The sequence below is a fragment of the Actinoplanes sp. NPDC023714 genome, from assembly GCF_040639855.1.
GTDB lineage: Bacteria > Actinomycetota > Actinomycetes > Mycobacteriales > Micromonosporaceae > Actinoplanes.
The window spans coordinates 889,699-910,575 of record NZ_JBFAAR010000002.1; the positions used below are offsets into that span (position 1 = coordinate 889,699).

Annotated in this window: 17 protein-coding genes; 11 read left to right on the plus strand and 6 right to left on the minus strand. The window is 73.4% G+C overall.

Annotation, left to right across the window (positions count from 1 at the left end):
- Window positions 1–64: 64 nt before the first annotated feature.
- The gene (locus AB0G10_RS12155; protein ID WP_360919059.1) at window positions 65–1,483 is read right to left on the minus strand and encodes a BTAD domain-containing putative transcriptional regulator; all 1,419 of its coding nucleotides are present in this window, start codon (window positions 1,481–1,483) and stop codon (window positions 65–67) included.
- A gap of 382 nt (window positions 1,484–1,865) precedes the next feature.
- On the opposite strand from AB0G10_RS12155, the gene AB0G10_RS12160 reads away from it, so the two are divergent.
- A complete protein-coding gene (locus AB0G10_RS12160) occupies window positions 1,866–2,435 on the plus strand; it encodes an RNA polymerase sigma factor (protein ID WP_360919061.1) in 570 nt (189 codons plus the stop codon).
- Complete coding sequence (locus AB0G10_RS12165; RefSeq protein WP_360919063.1) at window positions 2,432–3,322, plus strand: hypothetical protein; 891 nt, start codon at window positions 2,432–2,434, stop codon at window positions 3,320–3,322. Before AB0G10_RS12160 ends, AB0G10_RS12165 begins: the two co-directional genes overlap by 4 nt.
- Before the next feature lie 10 nt (window positions 3,323–3,332).
- On the opposite strand, the gene AB0G10_RS12170 is transcribed toward AB0G10_RS12165, so the two are convergent.
- The gene (locus AB0G10_RS12170) at window positions 3,333–4,457 is read right to left on the minus strand and encodes a DUF6461 domain-containing protein (RefSeq protein ID WP_360919065.1); all 1,125 of its coding nucleotides are present in this window, start codon (window positions 4,455–4,457) and stop codon (window positions 3,333–3,335) included.
- Between the two features lie 9 nt (window positions 4,458–4,466).
- Entirely contained in the window at window positions 4,467–5,297 is an 831-nt protein-coding gene (locus AB0G10_RS12175; protein WP_360919067.1) for an alpha/beta hydrolase, read from the minus strand.
- A gap of 106 nt (window positions 5,298–5,403) precedes the next feature.
- Here AB0G10_RS12175 and AB0G10_RS12180 point away from each other — a divergent pair, with 106 nt between their 5' ends.
- Complete coding sequence (locus tag AB0G10_RS12180) at window positions 5,404–5,736, plus strand: helix-turn-helix domain-containing protein (RefSeq protein ID WP_360919069.1); 333 nt, start codon at window positions 5,404–5,406, stop codon at window positions 5,734–5,736.
- Window positions 5,737–5,809: 73 nt separating this feature from the next.
- On the opposite strand, the gene AB0G10_RS12185 is transcribed toward AB0G10_RS12180, so the two are convergent.
- From AB0G10_RS12185 to AB0G10_RS12195, 3 genes are all read right to left on the minus strand, one after another.
- On the minus strand, window positions 5,810–6,967 hold the full coding sequence (locus AB0G10_RS12185; RefSeq protein WP_360919071.1) for an NAD(P)/FAD-dependent oxidoreductase: 1,158 nt from the start codon (window positions 6,965–6,967) through the stop codon (window positions 5,810–5,812).
- 82 nt (window positions 6,968–7,049) lie between these two features.
- Window positions 7,050–8,210 carry an alkaline phosphatase PhoX gene (locus AB0G10_RS12190; protein ID WP_360919073.1) on the minus strand — a complete coding sequence of 387 codons (1,161 nt, stop codon included), beginning with the start codon at window positions 8,208–8,210 and terminating at the stop codon, window positions 7,050–7,052.
- A gap of 101 nt (window positions 8,211–8,311) precedes the next feature.
- Window positions 8,312–10,252, minus strand: coding sequence for a copper-translocating P-type ATPase (locus tag AB0G10_RS12195; protein ID WP_360919075.1), 1,941 nt, complete (start codon window positions 10,250–10,252; stop codon window positions 8,312–8,314).
- Between the two features lie 199 nt (window positions 10,253–10,451).
- Between AB0G10_RS12195 and AB0G10_RS12200 the strand changes: the two genes are divergently transcribed.
- The 8 genes from AB0G10_RS12200 to AB0G10_RS12235 all read left to right on the plus strand — a co-directional run bounded on the left by AB0G10_RS12200 (window position 10,452) and on the right by AB0G10_RS12235 (window position 20,831).
- The gene (locus tag AB0G10_RS12200; RefSeq protein ID WP_360919076.1) at window positions 10,452–11,453 is read left to right on the plus strand and encodes an AAA family ATPase; all 1,002 of its coding nucleotides are present in this window, start codon (window positions 10,452–10,454) and stop codon (window positions 11,451–11,453) included.
- Complete coding sequence (locus AB0G10_RS12205; RefSeq protein WP_360919077.1) at window positions 11,450–12,400, plus strand: DUF58 domain-containing protein; 951 nt, start codon at window positions 11,450–11,452, stop codon at window positions 12,398–12,400. Before AB0G10_RS12200 ends, AB0G10_RS12205 begins: the two co-directional genes overlap by 4 nt.
- A complete protein-coding gene (locus AB0G10_RS12210) occupies window positions 12,397–13,338 on the plus strand; it encodes a VWA domain-containing protein (RefSeq protein ID WP_360919078.1) in 942 nt (313 codons plus the stop codon). Before AB0G10_RS12205 ends, AB0G10_RS12210 begins: the two co-directional genes overlap by 4 nt.
- Window positions 13,335–14,168, plus strand: coding sequence for a trypsin-like peptidase domain-containing protein (locus AB0G10_RS12215; protein WP_360919080.1), 834 nt, complete (start codon window positions 13,335–13,337; stop codon window positions 14,166–14,168). The genes AB0G10_RS12210 and AB0G10_RS12215 overlap by 4 nt, the downstream gene beginning before the upstream one ends.
- Before the next feature lie 7 nt (window positions 14,169–14,175).
- Window positions 14,176–14,859 (plus strand): response regulator transcription factor, encoded by a 684-nt coding sequence (locus AB0G10_RS12220; protein ID WP_360919082.1) that lies wholly within the window; start codon window positions 14,176–14,178, stop codon window positions 14,857–14,859.
- Window positions 14,856–16,022 carry a HAMP domain-containing sensor histidine kinase gene (locus tag AB0G10_RS12225; RefSeq protein ID WP_360919084.1) on the plus strand — a complete coding sequence of 389 codons (1,167 nt, stop codon included), beginning with the start codon at window positions 14,856–14,858 and terminating at the stop codon, window positions 16,020–16,022. The genes AB0G10_RS12220 and AB0G10_RS12225 overlap by 4 nt, the downstream gene beginning before the upstream one ends.
- Before the next feature lie 128 nt (window positions 16,023–16,150).
- The gene (locus tag AB0G10_RS12230) at window positions 16,151–17,560 is read left to right on the plus strand and encodes an FAD-dependent monooxygenase (protein WP_360919086.1); all 1,410 of its coding nucleotides are present in this window, start codon (window positions 16,151–16,153) and stop codon (window positions 17,558–17,560) included.
- A gap of 10 nt (window positions 17,561–17,570) precedes the next feature.
- On the plus strand, window positions 17,571–20,831 hold the full coding sequence (locus tag AB0G10_RS12235; protein ID WP_360919088.1) for a hypothetical protein: 3,261 nt from the start codon (window positions 17,571–17,573) through the stop codon (window positions 20,829–20,831).
- Window positions 20,832–20,877: the final 46 nt, after the last annotated feature.

The window sequence follows — 20,877 nt, forward strand, 5'->3', positions numbered from 1 at the left end:
CCATTTCTGTACGCCGCCGCGCCCGTGGCCGGACCTCCCCCGCACGAGCCCGGCCGCCCGCGACTCACGACGAGAGGCAGTGTGCCGCCCGGTCCCGCGCCGGCACCGCCACGTGGGGCAGGCCGTCCTCCTCGAGCAGCGGCCACCGGCCGGTCACCAGCAGCGCCGAACTCGCCGACGCCGGGATCAGCGGCCGCACCTGCCCGGCGTCGGCGGCGCCGTCCACGACCACCAGCACCCGCCGGGCGGCCAGCAGCGACCGGTAGCGCCCGATCCGCTCGTCCGCCCGCTCCGGCACCTCCCCGGCCGGCACCCCGAGCGCCCGCAACACCCGCGCGACGAGTTCCGCCGCGGTGGCGTCCGGCCCGGCCACCGCAAAAATTTGCCCGTCCGGGAACCGCCCCGCGAGCCGATGCCCTGCCCGCGTGACGAGCGCGGTCTTCCCACTCCCGGCCGGCCCGTGCACCACCACGGCAGCCACCGCCCGCTCGCCCTCGGCCCGCGCGCGCTCACCACCGGCCCGCTCCCCCTCGGCCCGCGCGCGCTCACCACCGGCCCGCTCCCCCTCGGCCCGCGCGCGCTCACCACCGGCCCGCTCCCCGCGCGAGCCCCGGGCGATCGCCTCCACGACGGCCTCGATCTCCGCGTCCCGGCCCTCCAGAACCGCCGGATCCGGCGGCAGCTCCCGCGGCACCTCCACGGCGGACACCAGCCCCCGCCGCACCGACTGCCGCACCCACGGATCGAGCCGGGGCGCCCGTTCCAGCATCGCCACGTGCAGTTCGGCCAGCTCCCGGCCCGGGTCGACGCCGAGCTGCGCCCGCAGCCCGGCCTGCGCCTGCCGGTACGCCGACAGCGCCGCGGCCAGATCCCCGGCCCGGTAGAGCGCCAGCATCAGCTGCGCCCAGGCCCGCTCCCGCAGCGGATGGGCGGCGAGGTGGTCGCGGAGCGGCGGGACGAGTTCACCGGCGTACCCGAGATCCAGCCGCGCGTCGGTGAGGTCCTCGAACACCCGCAACCGGTCCGCTTCCAGGCCGGCCAGGAGCACGTCCAGCCCGGTGCCGCGGGGCAGCCCGTGCCCGGCCGGCCCGCGCCACAGCCGCAGCGACGCCGCGAGTTCCGGCTCGGCCCGGGTCGCCTCCCCGGCGGCGAGGGCGGCCCGGCCGCTCTCCGCGAGCTGCTGGAACTCCGCCACGTCCAGCTCGTGCCGGGCCAGGACCAGCTGGTACGAGCCCTGCCGCGAGACGAGCCGGTCGCCGAGGGCACGGCGCAGCGCCGCCACGTGGTTGCGGATGTTCGCGACCGCCGAGGCCGGTGGCTCCCCGGCCCAGAGCAGATCGGTGAGCCGGTTCAGTGTCACCGGCCGGCCGGCCTCCAGAGCGAGCGCGGCGAGGGTGGCCCGCCGCTTCGCCGGTCCCGGGTCGGCCGGTCCGTCTTCTCCCCGTAACTCCACCGGCCCGAGCAGACGGACCATGATGGACATTGCATCCCCCTTGGATCGGCCCCCAGGTTAGGAAGCCGGGCGGGAGAGATCAACGCGAAACCGGTGAATCGCACAGTGAGCATCATCAACCGCGAAACGGCGGTTCCGGAGTAACAGCGGACGCTATCGGAACGCTGCGGGAAGGCGGCGCGGGTCGCGCGCCGCCTTCCCGGCCCCCTGGGATTCAGCTTTCGAGCTCGGCCGGCCCGGCGCCGTCGCCGGCGAGTTCCCGCGCGAGGCGCAGCGGTTCGGTCGTGGGCACGCCGGGCAGAGTACGACGGCCACATATACGCCGGCGCATACGTTTCATACATCGCGGCCCGGTTCCCCGGCCCGTCCCGGTCGCCGGTAGCGTGCTGCCGGTTCATCGAGGGGGACCCAGGTGCCGAAGGACGACGAGCTCGCCGCCGCGCTGATCGCCGCGCGGGCCGGCGACGAGCGGGGATTCGCCGTGCTCTGGCGCGCGCTCCATCCGGCGATGCTGCGGTACCTCCAGGTGATCGCCGGGGACGCCGCCGAGGACGTGGCGTCCGAGACCTGGCTGCAGGCGGCCCGCGACCTCGACCGCTTCACCGGCGACCCGGCCGCGTTCCGCGCCTGGCTGTTCCACATCGCCCGGCACCGCGGCATCGACGAACAGCGCCGTGCGGGTCGCCGCCGCGAGGAGCCGGCCGCCACCGTCGACGACGGCGCGGCCGGCAGGGACGCGGCCGCCGAGGTCCTCGAGGGCGCCGAGACAGCCTGGGCGCTGAACCGGGTGGCCGAGCTCCCCGCCGACCAGGCCGAGGCGGTGATGCTGCGGATCGTGGCGGGCCTCGACGTCGCCGCGACCGCCGCGATCCTCGGCAAACGCCGCGGCGCCGTCCGCATCGCCACCATGCGGGGCCTGCGCCGCCTCGCCGCCGACCCGCAGGTCCGGGTACGCGCGCAGCGAAAGGGTGTGACCGCATGAGACTCCCCGCCTGGTGGACCGCCGTCACCTCCCGGACCTCGACGCGCGCCGGCCGGGCCCGCGGGCGAGCCCTCGACGACGCCGACCGCCTGGCCGCGGGTGCTTCGTCCGGCGACCCCGCCCTGAACAGCCTCCTCGACGCCCTCCGCGCCCCCGCCACCCCCGCCGAGTCGTCCCGCGACCAGGCGATGATCGCCGCCCTGGCCGCCGAACGCCGCCGGACCCTGTCCACCCGAAGCCCTCACCCGGCCCCGGAGAAGAACCCCGGTGCGGCCGATCCGCCGGCGAGGAAGCGCGTCCGCTCGCGGACGGTCATCGCGTCGGTGGCAGCGGCGGCGGCTCTGCTGGCCGGCAGTGGCACGGCCGTGGCCGCGCGCGGCGGCAACCTTCCGGCCGGTGTGCAGCAGCAGGCGCACCGGCTGTTCTCCGGCCTCGGCGTCCCGGCGCCGGCCACCGGCGAATCGCCGCCCGCGTCATCACCGCGGTCCAGCGCAGGGAGCTCCCCGGCACCGACGCCCGCTGTCACGCCCTCCCCCGTCACCGAGCCGGCCGCGCCCGGCGGCTCGTCGCCTGCCGGCTCGTCGCCTGCCGGCACCTCCACCACCGGCTCCGGCGCCACGACGGTCGCCTGGTGCGCCGCCTGGCAGACCGCCGAGGACGGTGGCCACCCGATGAACGGCCGCGACCGCCGCGACCTCACCGCGGCGGCCGGCGGCGCGGAGAACGTCGCGGCCTACTGCGAGGCGGCCACGACCACCGCGACGACGACCGGCACCGCGAGCGCCCCGACCAGCGCGGGCCCTTCATCCGGCACGACCGCCACCACCGAACCCGGCAAGGCCACCAAGTCGAAGAAGCCGAAGAAGTCGAAGGAAGCCAAGGACTGACGGCGGGCGCTCAGCCTCGGCGACGGTGGCGGATCCGGCGCAGCACCTCGAACTGGACCGCCAGGTCGTGCCGCGCCGGGCGGAAGCCGCCCTGGCCCATCCGGTCGCGGCGGGCCGGGTCGGGGTCGCGGCCCAGCTGGGCGGCTATCGCGCCGATGGCGTACATGGTCTTCATGGCGTCGGCGCGGTCCGGGCCGTGGGCGGTCACGTCGGTCGCCACGGCGGCGCGGTCCTGGTAGCGGGCGTCCAGGCCGGCCCGGACGTCGTCGGGCACCGGGCCGGCGTTCGCGAGGCAGGTCAGCGCCGCCCGGACGGCCGGATCCGCGTCGAGGCCGGTGTCCTCGGCGACGATCCTGGCGGTGTGGAAGGCGATCGTGCCGAGCTCGGAGCCGGCGATCGTGCCTTGCTCGGGGCCGGCGATCGTGCCGGGCTGCGGGCCGGCGATCGCGCCGGGCTGCGGGCCGGCGATCGTGCCGGGCTCGGTGGCGGCGAGCAGGCCGGTGAGGAAGGGAGCCTGCAGGGCGGGGTCACCGGTCAGGGACTCCGGAACCAGATCCTCGGGTACGGGGGTGAGCACCGCCCCGGGCAGCGGCGCCAGGATCGTCTCCCGGGTGAGCCGGTGGCCGGTCACCCGCTCGGCCAGGGCGAGACCCGCGGCACGGAAGTCGCCGTCCCCGCCGAACGGCAGCCCGGCCATCCGCTCGTCGAGGAAGCCGGGTTCGCTGCCGTGCCGGTACTGCGGGTCACTCATCTCGAAGGACACCACCGTGCGACCCCCGGCCGCGTACGCGAACTCGTTCACGGCGTTGACGTTCCAGAACACCGTCAGCGCGGCGCCGTTGCGGGACAGCGGGCGCAGCACCTCCGGCCGGGTGCCCTGGAAGCCGTTCACCTCGACGGCGACCAGCCAGTCGCCGCCGAGCGGTCCGATCTTGACGACGTCGGGCCAGTCGCTGTAGTGCACGTGATCGGTCAGATCCGCAGCCCGCTCGGGGGTCAGCGGCTCCGCCGTGGCCGGGTCGGCGCCGAACGCCCGGAACGCCTCGTCGGCGCCGATCCCCCGGAACCAGGTCACGCAGAGCGCCTCGGCCAGCCACGGTTCCGCGTTCAGGATCTCGCGGTAGTAGGAAACCACCAGCACAAACTAGTCGATGTGGCGGTGCAGGAAGCCGGCTGCCGCGTCGGCGGCCTGCGTGACGTACGGCTCGACGTCGTAGAGGTCGATGTGCTGGGCGGCGTCGAGCCAGACCAGCTCCTTCGGGCCGGGCGCCTGCTCATAGGCGGCTTCGGCCAGCTCCGGCGAGCAGTAGTCGTCGGTGCGGCCGTGGACGATCATCAGCGGGGTGCCGGTCAGCAGCGGTGCGGCGCCCAGGGCGTCCAGCGTCATGAGGGAGTGCAGCGAGCCGCGGGTGACCCGGTTCTCCCAGGTCGGGGCGGCTCCGCGCTTCGTGCCGTAGTACGCGAACGGCTCGTCGCCGCCCATCGCGCCACCCGGGCCGACGGCCGGCAACTCCTCGTCGTAGCGGTCGATGAAGGACGCGAGGGCCTGCCGGTAGCCGTTCCCCGCGCTGAACCGGATCGGGCTGTTGTAGGCGCCGGCGATCCCCACGACCGCCCGCAGCCGCGGATCGGTGGCGGCCGCCCGCACGGCATAGCCGCCGCCGAGGCAGACGCCGACGACGGCGATCCGCTCGGTGATCTCGCGCAGGAACGTGACAGCGGCCCGCAGATCGGACAGCTTGCCCTGGCTGTCCTCGTGCGCGCGCCGCCCGCCGCTCTCGCCGAACCCGCGGTGGTCGAACGCGAGCGTGGTGAACCCCCGCTCGTGCAGCCTCGCCGCGTAGGTCCCGGCGACCTGCTCCTTCACCCCGGTGAAGGGACCGGTCAGGACGACGGCCGGGGCGTCCGGTCCCGCCACGGCGAGATCGCCGACCAGCGTGATGCCATCTGCCGTGTACGTGACGCGTTCGGGCATTCTCGGCTCCCCATGAATTCTCGCCGATGGATATCGTGGGGACGACGGTAGGCGCGGTCACCGCGTACGGATAGAAGGCACTTCCGGGTGCCCTTCGGAGGCAGGCATGGCGCTGGTGATCCCGGACGTCCTCGAGGAGAGCTGCACGACCCGGCAGGCCCTCGAACGGCTGGCGTCGAAGTGGCGGGTGCTGCTGATCTACGCGCTGCTGGCCGGCCCGCAACGGCACGCCGACCTGCGCCGCCGGGTCGCCGGGATCTCGCAGAAGATGCTGACCGAGACGCTGCGCGACATGGAGGCGGACGGCCTCGTCGAGCGGCGGGTGCTGAGGGAGCGGCCGCCGCAGCACGTCGAGTACGCGCTGACCGAGCTGGGCAAGACCCTCCAGGAGCCGCTGGCCGCCATCTGCGACTGGGCGGCCACACACAGCGAGAGATGAGACCGGCGCCGAGCGGTCAGGCCGGCGAGCGAGCGGTCAGGCCGGCGCGCCGAGCGGTCAGGGCGGCGAGCGGTTAAGCCGGGGCGGCTGCCGGGGACAGGACCGTGCGGCGCAGGGCGGCCACCGCCTCGCGGCCGGCGCGGTTGGCACCCACGGTGGACTGAGAGGGACCGAAACCGATCAGGTGGATCCTCGGGTCGGCGGCCACCTGGGTGCCGCGCATCGGGATGCCGCCGAGCGGGCCGCGCAGGTGCAGCGGTTCGAGGTGGGCCAGTTCCGCGCGGAAGCCGGTCGCCCAGAGGATGACGTCGACCGGGGTGACCGTGCCGTCCGCCTCGACCACGCCGTCCGGGGCGAGGGCCGTGAACATCGGGCGCCGGACCAGCGCGCCGCGATCCCGGGCCGCCTTCGCGTAGTTCGTCCAGCCCAGGCCGGTGTAGGAGACGACGCTGCGGGACGGCAGGCCGGCCTCGACATCCGCGATCACCTTCGCGATGGTGGCGCGGCCCTCCTGCTCGGGGCGGAACTCGTCGATGAAGACGGGTTCGCGGCGGGTGTACCAGAGGGTCGTGGCCACCCGCGAGATCTCCTCGAGGAACTGCACCGCGGAGATGCCGCCGCCCACGACGGCGACGCGCCGACCGGCGAACTCGTCGGCGGAGACGTAATCGCGGGTGTGCAGCTGCCGACCGCCGAACTCTCCTGACAAAACTGGAAATAACGGATTTGTCCACGTGCCGGTTGCGTTGATCACGGCTCGGGTGAGCCATTCCCCGCGATCGGTGGTCACGAGAAGGTCCCCGCCGCGCGAGCCGCCGAGACCGTGCAAGCCGCCGACCTCGGTGAAGTCGCCGGCCCCAGAGAAGGCGCCGGTCTCGGCGACGCCGCCGGCCCCGGAGGGATCGCCGGCGTCGCGCACGCTCTCGACCCGCACCGGGCGCAGGATCGGCAGCGCCATCTCCCGCTCATATCTCGCGAAGTAGCGCGGCACCGCCACCCGGCTCGGCTCCGCCGGGTCGACCGCCGGCAGCGCCATCCCGGGCAGGCCGAAGATGCCGTTGACGGTCTCCATCCGCAGCGACTCCCACCGGTGCTGCCAGGCGCCGCCGGCCCGCTCGTTGGCGTCCAGGATCACGAACGGGATCTCCCGGCGCTGCAGGTGGTATCCCGCCGACAGCCCAGCCTGACCGGAACCGATCACTACGACGTCAGTCCGCCGACGCTGAACCATGACCATCCCCCACCCGGAATCCCATTGCTTGACACGTCAAACAACCATACGTGGCGCGGGATTCCGGGTGCGGCTTGGAAGATCAGGTACGGAACGGGCCGGTCACGCAGTAGGTGATGCCGCCGGACGACGACCCCGAGGTCCCCCGCTGCGACGAGAAGTAGAGCCGGTTCCCGGCCGGGGTGAACGCCGGCCCGGTCAGCTCCGACGACCCCTGCCCGGTCACCCGCAGGAACACCGAGATCTTGTCGTCCGGCGTGATCAGGCAGATCTCCATGTTCCCGCCGTCCTCGGCGACGTAGAGGTCGCCGAAGGTCGAGCCGGTCACGTTGTCGACCCCGGTCAGCGGCGCCGAGCCGGGGCTCACCAGGTTGTCGTCGTACGCAAGCTCGTAGGTGTTGGTCAGGAGGTTGACCTGCCACACCCGGTTGTCGCCCTTGGTGGTGAACCACACGGTGTCGCCCGCGTAGTGGCAACCCTCGCCGCCGTTGAACGACTTCGACCCGGACACCTGGTAGCGCGTCTGGGTCGGCGAGCCGTCCACGTCGGGGACGTTCTGCCAGGTGAACGAGCCGGACGTCCCGCTGCCGGCCACGAACACCTGCAGCGTCCCCGCCGACAGGTTGCCCCACACCGACGGGATGAACCGGTAGAACCGGCCGTCGGTCTCGTCCTCGGTCAGGTAGATGACCTTACGGACCGGGTCGGCGGCCGCCGCCTCGTGCTTGAACCGCCCCATCGCCGGCCGCACCACGGCGGTCCCGCCCAGCGGATACGTCTCCCACACCCGCCCGAGCGTCACCTCCTCGCAGGACAGCCAGGTGTTCCACGGCGTCTTCCCGCCGGCGCAGTTCTGGTTGGTGCCGGAGAGGATCCGCGAGGCGCCGGTGACGTTGCCGTTCGCGTCGAAGAGGATGCGCGAGGCGCCGCCGCCGGCCGACGAGGACACCTCCGAGTTCGACACGTAGATCCAGCCCGAGCCGTTCGGGATGACGGCGCCACCGTCGGGGGCGTCATGCCAGACGTACGAGGTTCCCGGCACCACCTGCCGGGACCGGGCGATCACCTTACTGGTGAATCCGGCCGGCAGTTGGATGCCGTTCGCGTCGGCCGCCCGCAGTGCCCCGTAGGGCCCGGTGGCGTTCTGCGCGGGCGCGGCATAGGCGGCCGACCACGCGGTGAAGGGCAGGGCCAGACCTCCCGCGCCCGCCATCGTGGCACGCAGCAGCGATCGCCGGTCCATTCATCCTCCTGGATTGTCTCCTGTGGGCCTCCAGGAAGCCCGCTGATCCTTTCCGCCGGGTGTCCCGACCCGGAACAATCGACGAACACGGATGACCGAATTCAGGGGCGCAGGTCGAGGCGGCGCAGCAACTGGGCGTTGAGCGCGACCACGATGGTCGAGGCGCTCATCAGGATCGCGCCGACGGCCGGGCTCAGCGTCACCCCGGCCCAGGCCAGGACGCCGGCCGCGAGCGGGATGGCGACGACGTTGTAGGCGGCCGCCCACGTCAGGTTCTGGATCATCTTGCGGTAGGACGCCCGGGACAGCGCGATCACCCCGGTCACGCCGCGCGGGTCGGAGGAGGCCAGCACCACGCCCGCCGACTCGATCGCCACGTCGGTGCCGGCGCCGATCGCGATGCCGACGTCGGCCCGGGCCAGGGCCGGGGCGTCGTTCACCCCGTCGCCGACCATCGCCACGGTGAGCCCGCGCTTCTGCAGATCGGCCACGGCCCGGTCCTTGTCGGCCGGCAGCACCTCGGCGAACACCTCGTCGAGCTCCAGCGAGGCGGCGACGGCCTCGGCCACCGGACGGGCGTCCCCGGTGATCATCACGATCCTCCGGATCCCGGCGGCGCGCAGGTCCGCGATCGCCCGGCGCGCCTCCGGCCGCACCTCGTCCTCGAGGGCGAACGCGCCGATCGCCGTCCCGTCCTCGATCAGGTAGAGCACCGCGGCGCCCCGGCCGGACCACGCCGATGCCGGCGCCGCGAGCGGGGCGGGCACGACGGCGTCGAGCTCGCGCAGCAGGGCCGGGCCGCCCACGGCGTAGGTCCGCCCATCCACCACGGCCTGCACGCCGCGGCCGGTCAGCGACCGGAAGCCGGTGGCCCGCGGGTGCCCGCCCGCGGCCGCGACCAGCGCCTTCGCCAGCGGGTGCTCGCTGTCCGCCTCCACCGCGGCGGCGATCCTCAGCGCGCGGCCGCCGCTGCTCCAGGTCACCGTGTGCGCGCCCTTCGTCAGCGTCCCGGTCTTGTCGAACAGCACGGCGTCGACAGTGCGCATCCGTTCGAGGGCGAGACGGTCCTTCACCAGGATCCCGGCACGCGCCGCGAGGGCCGTGGACAGCGCGATCACCAGCGGGATGGCCAGGCCGAGGGCGTGCGGGCAGGCGATGACCAGGACCGTCACGGTACGGACCACGGCCTGGTCCGGGTCGCCGAGCGCCCACCAGGCGAGGAACGTGAGCAGGCCGGCCGCCGTGGCGACGTAGAACAGCCCGGCCGCGAACCGGTCGGCGAGCACCTGGGCGCGTCCCCGCGACTGCTGGGCCTGCGCCACGAGACGGCCGATGCCGGCCAGCGCGGTGTCGTCGCCGACCGCGTCCACCTCGACGCGCAGGGCCGAGTCGGTGGCGACGGTCCCGGCCACGACCCGGTCACCGGCCCGGCGCGGGACCGGCCGGGACTCCCCCGTGATCATCGACTCGTCCACCTCGGCGGCGCCCTCGACGATCCGGCCGTCGGCGGGCACCCGGGCGCCGGACCGGACCAGGACGCGGTCGCCGACCGCCAGCGACGCGAGCGGGACCTCGGTGACCGTGCCGTCCGCGCCGATCCGCGCGGCCGCGTCCGGGAGCAGCGCGGCCAGCGCGGACAGCGCCCCCTGCGCCTGGCCGATCGCCTTCATCTCCTGCCAGTGGCCGAGCAGCATGATCGTGACGAGGGCCGCGAGCTCCCACCAGAAGTCCAGGTCCCACAGGCCGAGGCTGGTGACGAGCGACGCCGCGTAGGCCACCGTGATCGCCATCGAGATGAGCAGCATCATGCCGGGCGCCCGGTGGCGGGCCTCCCCGGCCGCGCCGGTGAGGAACGGCCACCCTCCGTAGAGGAACACCGCCGTGCCGAGCACCGGCCCGACCAGGGCGATGCCCGGGAAGTCGAGCGTGTAGCCGAACCAGTCCATGACCATCTCGCTGGTCACGACGATCGGGATCGTCAGGGCGAGGCTCAGCCAGAACCTGCGCCGGAAGACGTCGAAGTGATGCGCATCGTGCTCCATGAGGCCGAACCTATACCCCCAGGGGGTATATCCGCCAGCATCCTGTGAGCGAGCTGTCACTCGTCCTTCGGCCGGTTTTCGGTCGCGCCTGGTCTCCTGGGTCTCCCAGGGCGGGTGTCTGGGAGGTTCCCCCGACGTGACCGGGCGCCCGCCCTGCACGACTTGCACGACAGAGCACGACAGCCGGCAAAGGAGATCCATGAGCGACGCGGATGTGCGCCTGCTGGAACAGACCCTGTTCGAAGTCAAGAAGGTCATCGTCGGCCAGGACCGGCTGATCGAGCGCCTGCTCACCGCGCTGCTCGCCGGCGGGCACTGCCTGCTCGAAGGCGTCCCGGGCGTGGCCAAGACGCTCGCCGCCGAGACCCTCGCCACCGCGGTGGGCGGCAGCTTCCACCGCATCCAGTTCACCCCCGACCTGGTGCCGTCGGACATCGTCGGCACCCGGATCTACCGGGCCGGCACCGAGAGCTTCGACGTCGAGCTCGGCCCGATCATGGCCAATCTCGTGCTCGCCGACGAGATCAACCGGGCGCCCGCGAAGGTGCAGTCCGCGCTGTTGGAGGTGATGGCCGAGGGCCATGTGTCGATCGGTGGCCGCACTCACCCCGTACCCGAGCCTTTTCTGGTCCTTGCCACTCAAAACCCGATCGAGAGCGAAGGCGTCTATCAGTTGCCGGAGGCGCAGCGCGACCGTTTCCTCATGCGCGTCGTCGTCGGCTACCCGAGCGACCAGGACGAGCTGGCGATCCTCTACCGGATGGGCGGCGTCCGGCCGCACGCCGAACCGGTGCTCGACCCGGCGCGGCTGATGGCGCTGCAGGAGCGGGCGCGCGACGTGTTCGTGCACCATGCGCTGGCCGAATATGTGGTCCGGCTGGTTGCCGCGACGCGCGCTCCGGAACGGTTCGGCCTCTCCGAGATCAAGAGCCTTCTTGCGTACGGGGCCAGCCCACGGGCGACGCTCGGTCTCGTGGCCGCGGCCAGGGCGCTCGCGCTGCTCCGCGGACGCGAGTACGTGCTCCCGGCCGACGTCACCGACCTCGCCGAGGACGTCCTCGCGCACCGGCTGGTGCTGGCGTTCGACGCGGTCGCGGACGGGGTGACGCCGGAGTCGATCGTGCGGCGCATCCTGGCGGCGGTCGCGCCACCGGTCATCGCGCCGGCGCAGGCCCCCGAGGACCTGGGGGTGGCGGCATGAAGGAGCAGGCCACGATCAACGAGCTTGCGCCGGAGCGCCGCCTCCGCCGGCTGGAACTGATCATCACCCGGCGGCTGGACGGCCTCCTGCACGGCCAGTACCTCGGCCTGCTGCCCGGCGCCGGCAGCGAACCGGCCGGCAGCCGCGAGTACCGCGCCGGCGAGGACGAGGTGCGCCGGATGGACTGGGCGGTCACGGCGCGCACCACGGTGCCGCACGTCCGGACCGTCGACGCCGACCGGGAACTGTCCACCTGGGTCCTCGTCGACGCGTCGGCGAGCATGGACTTCGGCACCGCCGACTACGAGAAACGGGAGCTCGCGATCGCGGCGGTGGCCGCCGTCGGCTTCCTGACCGCGGGCTCGGGCAACCGCGTCGGCGCGCACCTGCTGACTCCGCACGGGATCCGGAGATATCGGGCGCGCGGTGATCGTACGCATCTGCTCGGCATGCTCCGCACCCTGATGGCCGCGCCCCGCGCCGCCGCGACCACCGATTCGATCGCGCTGGCCGACGGCATCGCCGGCCTGCAGCGTGCGGTGCACCGGCGCGGTCTCATGGTGGTGATCTCCGACTTCCTGGACGGGCTCGACGAGGACGGCCTCGGACCGGGCGCCCCGGCGTGGGAGCAGCCGCTGCGCCGCCTCGCGCACCGGCACCAGGTGCTGGCCGTGCAGGTCGGCGACCCCCGTGAGCAGCAGCTGCCGGACGTGGGCATCCTGACCCTCGTCGACCCGGAGACCGGCCGCCGCCGGGAGGTGCCGACGTCGAGCCGCCGGCTGCGGGAACGGTTCGCGCACGCGGCGGCCCGGCAGCAGGCGACGGTCGCCGCGGCGATCCGGCGGGCCGGGGCGTCCCATCTGATGCTGCGCACCGACCGCGACTGGGTGGCCGACATCGTCCGGCACGTGCACGCCCAGCGCGCCCTCCGGGGGGTGCCCCGATGAGCTGGCTCTCCCCGGAACGCCTGTGGCTGCTGCTCGGCCTCGCCGCGCTGATCGCCGGGTACGTGGTGGTCCAGCGCCGGCGCAGCCGGTTCGCGGTCCGGTTCACCAACCTGCGCCTGCTGGACCGGGTCGCGCCGAAGCGGGCCGGCTGGCGCCGCCACGTCCCGGCCACGCTGTTCCTGGCCATGCTCGGGCTGCTCATCGTCGGCTTCGCCCGCCCGCAGGCCGAGGTGGAGGTGCCGCGGGAGCGGGCGACGGTGCTGGTGGCCGTGGACGTGTCCCGCTCGATGCTCGCCGACGACGTGGCGCCGGACCGGCTCAGCGCGGCCAAGGACGCGGCGCTGGAGTTCGTCGGCGAGCTCCCCGCGCAGTTCAACGTCGGCCTCGTCGGGTTCGCCGGGTCGGCCTCGGTGGTCGTCCCGCCGGTCACCGACCGCGACGCCGTGAACGCGGGCATCGGGCGGCTCGCCGAAGGAAGCAGCGGGCCGGCCGGAACCGCGATCGGCGACGCCATCGCGACGTCGCTCGACTCGATTCGCACGCTCGCGGGGGATCAATCTCCGCCGGCCCGCGTGGTCGTGCTCTCCGACGGCGCCAACACGGCCGGCCGCGATCCGTCGGCGGCGGCGCGGCTCGCCGGCGAACTCGGCGTCCCGGTCGACGCGATCTCGTTCGGGACGGCGGCCGGGGTCATCGAGGGCGGGCAGTCGGTGCCGGTGGACGGGCAGACGCTGCAGGCCGTCGCGGAGGCCACCGGGGGGAACTACTTCGAGGCCGGCAGCGTGGACGAGTTGCGGGCGGCCTATGCGGACATCGGCAGCCTGATCGGGTTCGAGAAGGAGGTTCAGGACGTGTCGGCGCGGTTCATCGGGGCGGGGCTGGTGTTCGCGTTGCTGGCGGCCCTGGCGTCGATGTTCTGGTTCGCGAGGTTGCCGTGATCACCGGACTGGGCGGACCTCCCCGAGGCCCGGAATTCGTGTCGGCGGGCCTCAGCCACGACACTCCGCCCGTACACGGCGAAAGCGCGACCGTCCCACCCACCCGGACCTCCCGGCGCTGGCCGCTGCTGGCGGCCGCCGGCCTGGCGATCGCCGGCATCTCGGCCGGAACCGGCGGAGCGGCCGGCTACCTGGCGGGCCGCCCCACCACCGCGACCGCACCGCCGCCCGGCACGGACGGCGACCTGATGGCGGCGGCCGCCCGGACCATCCCCGGCGTGGTCTCCGTGCGGGCGCGAACCGGCGGAGGCTCGGGCTTCGTGTTCGACGACCGCGGACACGTCATCACGAACAACCACGTGGTGAGCGGCGCCGGCGGCACGGTCGGCGTCGTCGGCTCGGACGGCCGCCGGCTGACCGCCGAGGTCGTCGGCACCGACCCCGCCACCGACATCGCCGTGCTGCGGATCTCACCCGGCGCCACACTGCCGCCGCTGCGTCTCGCCGAGCCCGGAACCACCCGGGTCGGCGAGCCCGTCCTGGCCGTCGGATCGCCGCTCGGCCTGTCCGGGACGGTGACCGCCGGGATCGTCAGCGCGCTCGATCGGCAGGTCCGGCTCGGGGCCACGACCAGGCAACGAGCGGTGCAGACCGACGCGTCGATCAACCCCGGGAACTCCGGCGGGCCGCTGGTGAACGCGCGCGGCGAGGTGGTGGGCGTCAACACCGCGATCGCGACCCTGGAGGGTGGTGGCAGCATCGGGATCGGGTTCGCCGTGCCCATCGACGAGGCCCGGCGGGTGGCCGCCGGCATCATCGGACGGGGATAGTCGACAGATGCGTCTGCTGGTGGTGGAGGACGAAGAGGACCTGGCCGAGGGGCTCCGGGTCGGTCTGTCGCGTTCCGGTTATGCGGTCGACGTGGCCGGGAGCGCGGCCGAGGCTCACGAACTGCTGACCGTCAACGAATACGATCTCATGCTGCTCGACGTCAACCTGCCGGACGGTGACGGGTTCACGCTGTGCCGGGCGCTGCGCAACGGCGAGGTGGACACCCCCGGTGAGGGCGAGTTGCGGGTGCTCATGCTGACGGCGCGGGGCAATCTCGACGACCGGGTGCGCGGGCTCGACGGCGGGGCCGACGACTACCTGGTCAAACCGTTCCATCTGAAGGAGCTCGAGGCCCGGATCCGCGCGCTGCTGCGGCGCGACGTGAGCGGCACGACGGCCTCGCTGACGCTCGGTGATCTGCAGTTGAACACCGCCCGGCGTACGGTGACCCTCCGCGGCCGGCACCTCAATCTCACGCCCAAGGAGTTCGGGGTTCTGGAATACCTGATGACCCGCCCCGGTCACGTGGTGTCCAGCGAGGAGTTGCTCGAACACGTCTGGGACGCCAACGCCGACCCGTTCACGCAGACCGTGCGGGTGACGGTCGGCACGCTGCGGCGCAAGCTGGGCGAGGGCTCGATCGCGACCCTGGTGGGTCGTGGCTACCGGCTGGCCGGGATCGCGGCATGAGATTCCGGTCGATCCGCTTCCGGCTCACGGTCGTCTACTCGACCCTGCTCTTCGCGATCGCCGGGCTGACCCTGGCCATCACGTACTTCGCGGTGGAGCAGGCCACCTCCCCGCAGCCGATCACCGAGCGGACCGCGAAGGTCTACAACGACAACCGGCAGTACGTCGGCACGATGACGGTCGCCGACGTGAGCCAGATCGAGTCGGCGGTCAACTACAACACGTTGCAGAACCTGCGGAAATACACGCTCATCGCGCTGCCGGCCCTGTTCGCGGCGAGCCTCGGCATCGGCTGGGTGCTGTCCGGCCGGGTGCTGCGGCCGGTCGGCGCGATCGCCCGGACCGCCCGCGACATCCAGGCCACCGACCTGACCCGGCGGATCCGGCTGCGGGGGCCGCGGGACGAGCTGCGCGACCTCGCCGACACGATCGACTCGATGCTGGACCGGCTCGACGACGCCTTCCGTCAGCAGCGGCAGCTCATCGACGACGCCTCGCATGAGCTGCGCAGCCCGCTCGCGATCATTCGTACGCATCTCGACGCCACGCTGACCGCGCCGGACGCCACCGCCGAGGAACGCGGCCGGGCCGTCGCCATCGTCGACCGGGCCACCACGCGGATGTCCCGGCTGGTCGAGGATCTGCTGGCCACGGCGCGGCGCGACTCCTCGTCGGTGCCGGACGCCGACGTCGATCTCGGTGCGGTCGCGCGGGAGGCCGGGGAGGAGTCCGTCCCGGCACGGTCGATCACGCTGCGCTACGACCTGGCCGCCGACCTGCGCCTGATCGGGGACGCCGACGCGCTGCGCCGGGCCGCCGGCAACCTGCTCTCCAACGCGATGCGGCTCGCGCCCGCGTCGTCGACCGTCACGATCGCCACCGGCCGCGCGGGATCCTGGCTGTGGCTGTCCGTGACCGATCAGGGCCCGGGGATCGCGCCCGACGATCTGCCGAAGGTCTTCGACCGATTCTGGCGAGGCGGCAACGGTACGGGCAGCGAGCGCCGCACCGGTCTCGGCCTCGCCATCGTGCGGCAGATCGCGGAGTCGCACGGCGGCCAGGTGGCGGCGTTCTCCGAGGTCGGCGCCGGCAGCACGTTCGTCCTCTGGTTGCCGGCGGCCGACCGTACCGACGAGAGCCCGCCTCCGCTAAGCTTGCCGTGACCGCGACCCGGCCCGAGGAGGTGAGACCCATGACCGCTGTACCGCCGTGGGTGCTCCCCGTTCCGTCACGGCCGGGCGACTGACGCAGGTGTCGCCGGGAGTGCCCTGACACTCCCGAAAGGCACACCATGTTCGACGTGATCATCGCCGGCTGCGGACCGGCCGGCGCCATGCTCGCCGCCGAGTTGCGACTGCACGACGTACGGGTCCTGATCGTCGAGAAGGAGACCGAACCCGTCTCCTTCGCCCGCATCGTCGGCCTGCACATCCGCAGCATCGAGCTGATGGCGATGCGTGGCCTGCTCGGCCGCATCCTCCCCCGAGCGCGGCAGCGCCCGGCCGCCGGCTTCTTCGCCGCCATCCCCGCACCCGTGCCGGAGGGCCTCGACTCGGCGCACGCCTACCTGCTCGGCATCCCGCAACCGGTGATCGTCCAGATCCTCGAGGAGCACGCGGCCACCCTCGGCGCGCAGATCGTCAAGGGCGAGGCGCTGACCGATCTCGACCAGGACGACGACGGCGTGACAGTGACCCTCGCCGGCGGAGGACGACTGCGTTCCCGCTACCTGGTCGGCTGCGACGGCGCGCACAGCACGGTGCGCCGGCTGGTCGGCGTCGGCTTCCCCGGCGAGCCGTCGCGCGATGACACGCTGATGGGCGAGATGGCGCTGACCATGCCACCCGACGAGATCGCCGCGCACCTCACCGACCGCCGCGTCGACATCCGCCCGTCCGGCCCCGGCGTCTACCGCGTGATCGTCCCCACCGGCGGCGTCGGCTCCGGGACACCGACGCTCGAGGACTTCCAACACCATCTGCGTACGTCGGCAGGCACCGATTTCGGCGTCCACTCACCGCGATGGCTGTCCCGCTTCGGCGACGCCACGAGGCTCGCCGACCGCTATCGAGCAGGCCGGGTGTTCCTGGCCGGCGACGCCGCCCACATCCATCCGCCGATCGGCGGCCAGGGCCTCAACCTGGGCGTCCAGGACGCCGTCAACCTGGGCTGGAAACTCGCCGCCGAGATCGGCGGCTGGGCGCCGCCGGATCTCCTCGACACCTACCACGCCGAACGCCACCCGGTCGCCGCCGCCGTCCTCGACAACACCCGGGCCCAGCGCGAGCTGCTCTCCCCCACACCGGGCGCGCGGGCCCTCCGCCGCCTCTTCACCGAGCTGCTGGACATCGACGAGGTCAACCGCCGCCTCACCGAGAAGATCGCCGCGACCGACATCCGCTACGACTTCGGTTCCGACCAGGGCCGCTGCCTGCTGGGCCGCCGCCTGCCCGACATCACGCTGAAGCAGGGCACTCTCTACGACCACCTCCACCGGGGTCGCCCCCTCCTCCTCGACCGCACCGAGACCCTGACCGCCGCCCGCTGGTCCGACCGGGTCGACCACCTCCCGGATGCCACCGCGGCCCTCGAAGCCCCGGCGGCCCTGCTCCGCCCCGACGGTCACGTGGCCTGGCTGGGCGACGACCAGCACGACCTCGACAAGCACCTGAACCGCTGGTTCGGCGCCCCCACCGGCTAGTTTCGTCCTCATGGGACGTGCGCTGGGGTATGACGACGCGGTCCGCCTCCTGGGCGGGGACCTCGCCGAGGTCCATCGCGTCGTCGACCTCCTCGTCGGCACCGGGATGCTGGCCGTCGCCGGCCCCTTCGGCGACGTCCTGGGCTGGTTCGACGCCAAGACCGAACTGAGCAGGATCACCGAGCGGCTGATCGGCGAACTGGTCGAGCGGCGTGGGTCGTTGTCGCGCTTCGAGCGGACCGAACGGTTGCGTGCCGCCCACGCCGTCCTCGCCTCGGCGGCCTTCTTCGAGGTCATGGCGGAGGCGGAGCTCCCCCTGCGCAGCGAGCGGCTCCGGCTCACGGCGGCCGAGCAGCGGGCCCTCGCCGGCGCCGTCGTCCGGCAGCGGTGGGAGGCGCCCGTCCCCGGGCCCGCCGAGTCCCACGAGGAGTTCCACGTCCGGCTGGTCGGCTTCTACCGGGCACTGGCCTCGGTCGTCGTGGACTTCGGCGCCGGTCTCGCGGTCTGGGAGCGGGTCCCGGTGACCGTGCTCGACGAGACCAGGGTGGCGATCGCCGCGCTGGCCGAGCCGGCCGCGGTACGGTTCGACGGCATGCTCGGCCGGCTCGCCGGCGAGTTCCCGGAGGTGGCGTTCTGGGCCGGGGTCCGGCGGGAGGCGGCGATCCACGCGCGGCTGCGTGACGTCACCACGGGTCTGACCGCTCTGGGCGAGGCGATGGACGCTCTCGCCACCGGCCGGGCCCCGGACGAGCGCCGCGCGAGCCTGGCCCGCGCCTACGCCGCCGTCCTCGATCGAGCGGTCGCCGAGTCCGGGGAGGTGCCGGCCGGGCTGTCCCTGCCGACGCTGCGCGAGGCCTTTCTCCCGCAGGCGTACCGCAGCGCCGAGATCACCGAACCGACCAGGCTGAACAGCGCGACCTGGTGGGAGGACCGGCCGGTCAGGGAGGACCTGCTCGCGTTCCTCACCCGGCACCTGACCGCTCCCGACATGACGGCGGCGCCGATGCTCGTCCTGGGACAGCCCGGCTCCGGCAAGTCGGTGCTGGCGCGGGTCCTCGCCGCCCGGTTGCCGGCCGCCGGCTTCCTGCCGGTGCTCGTCTCCCTGCGGACCGTCTACGCCGCCTCCGACGTGCAGGAACAGATCGAGCAGTCGCTGCGCGTGGACACCGGTGAGCGGATCGACTGGCCCACCCTGGCCCGATCCGCCGGGGATGCGCTGCCCGTCGTGATCCTGGACGGCTTCGACGAGCTGCTCCAGGCCACCGGCGTCAGCCAGACCGACTACATGATGCGCGTGGCGGCGTTCCAGCAGCGCGAGGCCGACCAGGGCCGGCCCGTCGCGGTGATCGTGACGAGCCGGATCAGCGTGGCCGACCGGGCCCAGACCCCGGCCGGCTCGATAGCGGTCCACCTCGAGCCCTTCGACCGCCGGCGGATCGGGCTCTGGCTGGACACGTGGAACCGTGCCAACGGCGCGCACTTCCGCGGCGACGGGCCGTCCCCGCTGAGCCTCGACACGGTGATGCGCTATCCGCAACTGGCGGGTCAGCCGCTGCTCCTGCTCATGCTCGCCGTCTACGACGCCGAGGGGAACGGCCTGCGCTCCGCCGGAGATCTGCGCCCCGACGAACTCTACGAGCGACTCCTGGAGCGGTTCGCCCGGCGTGAGGTCGAGAAGCGCGGCGCCGGGCTCCCGGTCCGGGACCGCGACCGGCTGACCGAGGCGGAGCTGCGCAAGCTGAGCCTCGTGGCGTTCGCCATGTTCAACCGGGGCGCGCAGTGGGTCACCGAGAGCGAGCTGGACGACGATCTGCGGGCGCTTCCCGGCCTGACCCGGTCCGCGTCGGCGACAGCGCCCGCGGCGGGCCTCCGCGCCCCGATCCAGGCCGCCGAACTGGCCCTCGGATCCTTCTTCTTCGTGTACCGCGCCCGCGCGACGGGTGCGGGCGGCGGACTCTCGGCCTACGAGTTCCTGCACGCCACCTTCGGCGAGTTCCTGGTCGCCCGGCTGATCCATCGCGTGATCCGGGAGATGGTCGCCCGGGAGCGGGCGACCACGTTCGTCGCGGACGCCGCCCCCGAGGACGGGCTGCTGCACGCGCTGCTGTCGTTCGCGCCGCTGGCCGGCCGCCGCCAGGTCGTCGCCTTCGCCCGGGGCATGGCCGAGGACCTGCCCCCGGCCGACCGTGCCGCCTGGACCGATCTGCTCGTCCCGCTCTTCGGCGCGGCCCAGCGAGCGCGGCAGGCGGAGAGCTTCGGCGCCTACCAGCCCCGCCCCCTCACCATGCCGTCCCGGATCGCCGCGTACACCTCGAATCTCCTGCTCCTCATGCTGTGCACGTCGGACGTGACCGCGAGCCGCCTGCTCGGCGTCGAGGCCACCGACGATCCGCAGGGGACCAACGCCGTGATCGGCTGGCACGAGCTGGCGTTGCTGTGGCACTCCCAGGGCTCGGCGAGCGGCTGGCCCGGCCTGATCGAACTGGTCCAGGTCGATCGCCTCCGCGACGGCGCACGCCGGGATGTCGGTCTCCGCCTGTCGCTCGGCACGGTCGCCCCGGCGCCGCCGGTCGACATGAACTGGCTGCTGGGCGACCGCCCCGAGGAACGCGCCGACGACGGGTTGTCGTGGATCTTCTGGGACAGCTGGGACTTCGCCCGCCGGGAGGTCCATTTCACCTGCGACCGGACCAACGACTTCCACCAGCACGCCATCGAGCCCCTCTACCAGCCCGGGGTGGCGGAGGCGGGCAGCCGCACCTTCGTCCCGGTCGGCGAGAAGCCGGTGAACATGCTCGGCGCCTTCCTCAGCCTGACGCACGACCGCACCCTGTCCCGGACCGAACGCGACAAGCTGTACCGCCGGGCCATCGAGTGGAGCGGACTGTTCCCCGGCGCCGCCGAACTCCTCCTGAGCGCTCTCGAAGCCGATGAGGAGGTGGACCCGGGGATCGTGGCGTCGGCGGTGGAGCACCTCGCCGAGCGCGGCACCGATCCCCGCGTCCGGGCGGCGCTGCACCGCTGTGTCACCGCCCACCTCGATCCCGCTCGGGACCGGGCGGCCTGCGAGCGCATGATCAGATCCCTGCTCGTCGAGATGGTGGACCGGGACGAGTGGACCGAGCTCGACCTGGACCTGGCGATCCGGGTGGTGGAGTTGAATCTGGCCACGGTCTCGATCACCGCGGACCGGGCCCGCCACCTGCTCGACAGGTATGCCGGCAGGCGCCCGGACTTCGTCGCTCGCATCCGTACGCTCATCATCTCGTAGAGGCCCCAGGCGCCCTAGGAGGCTGGTTGTCAGGCCGCTGCCTTCG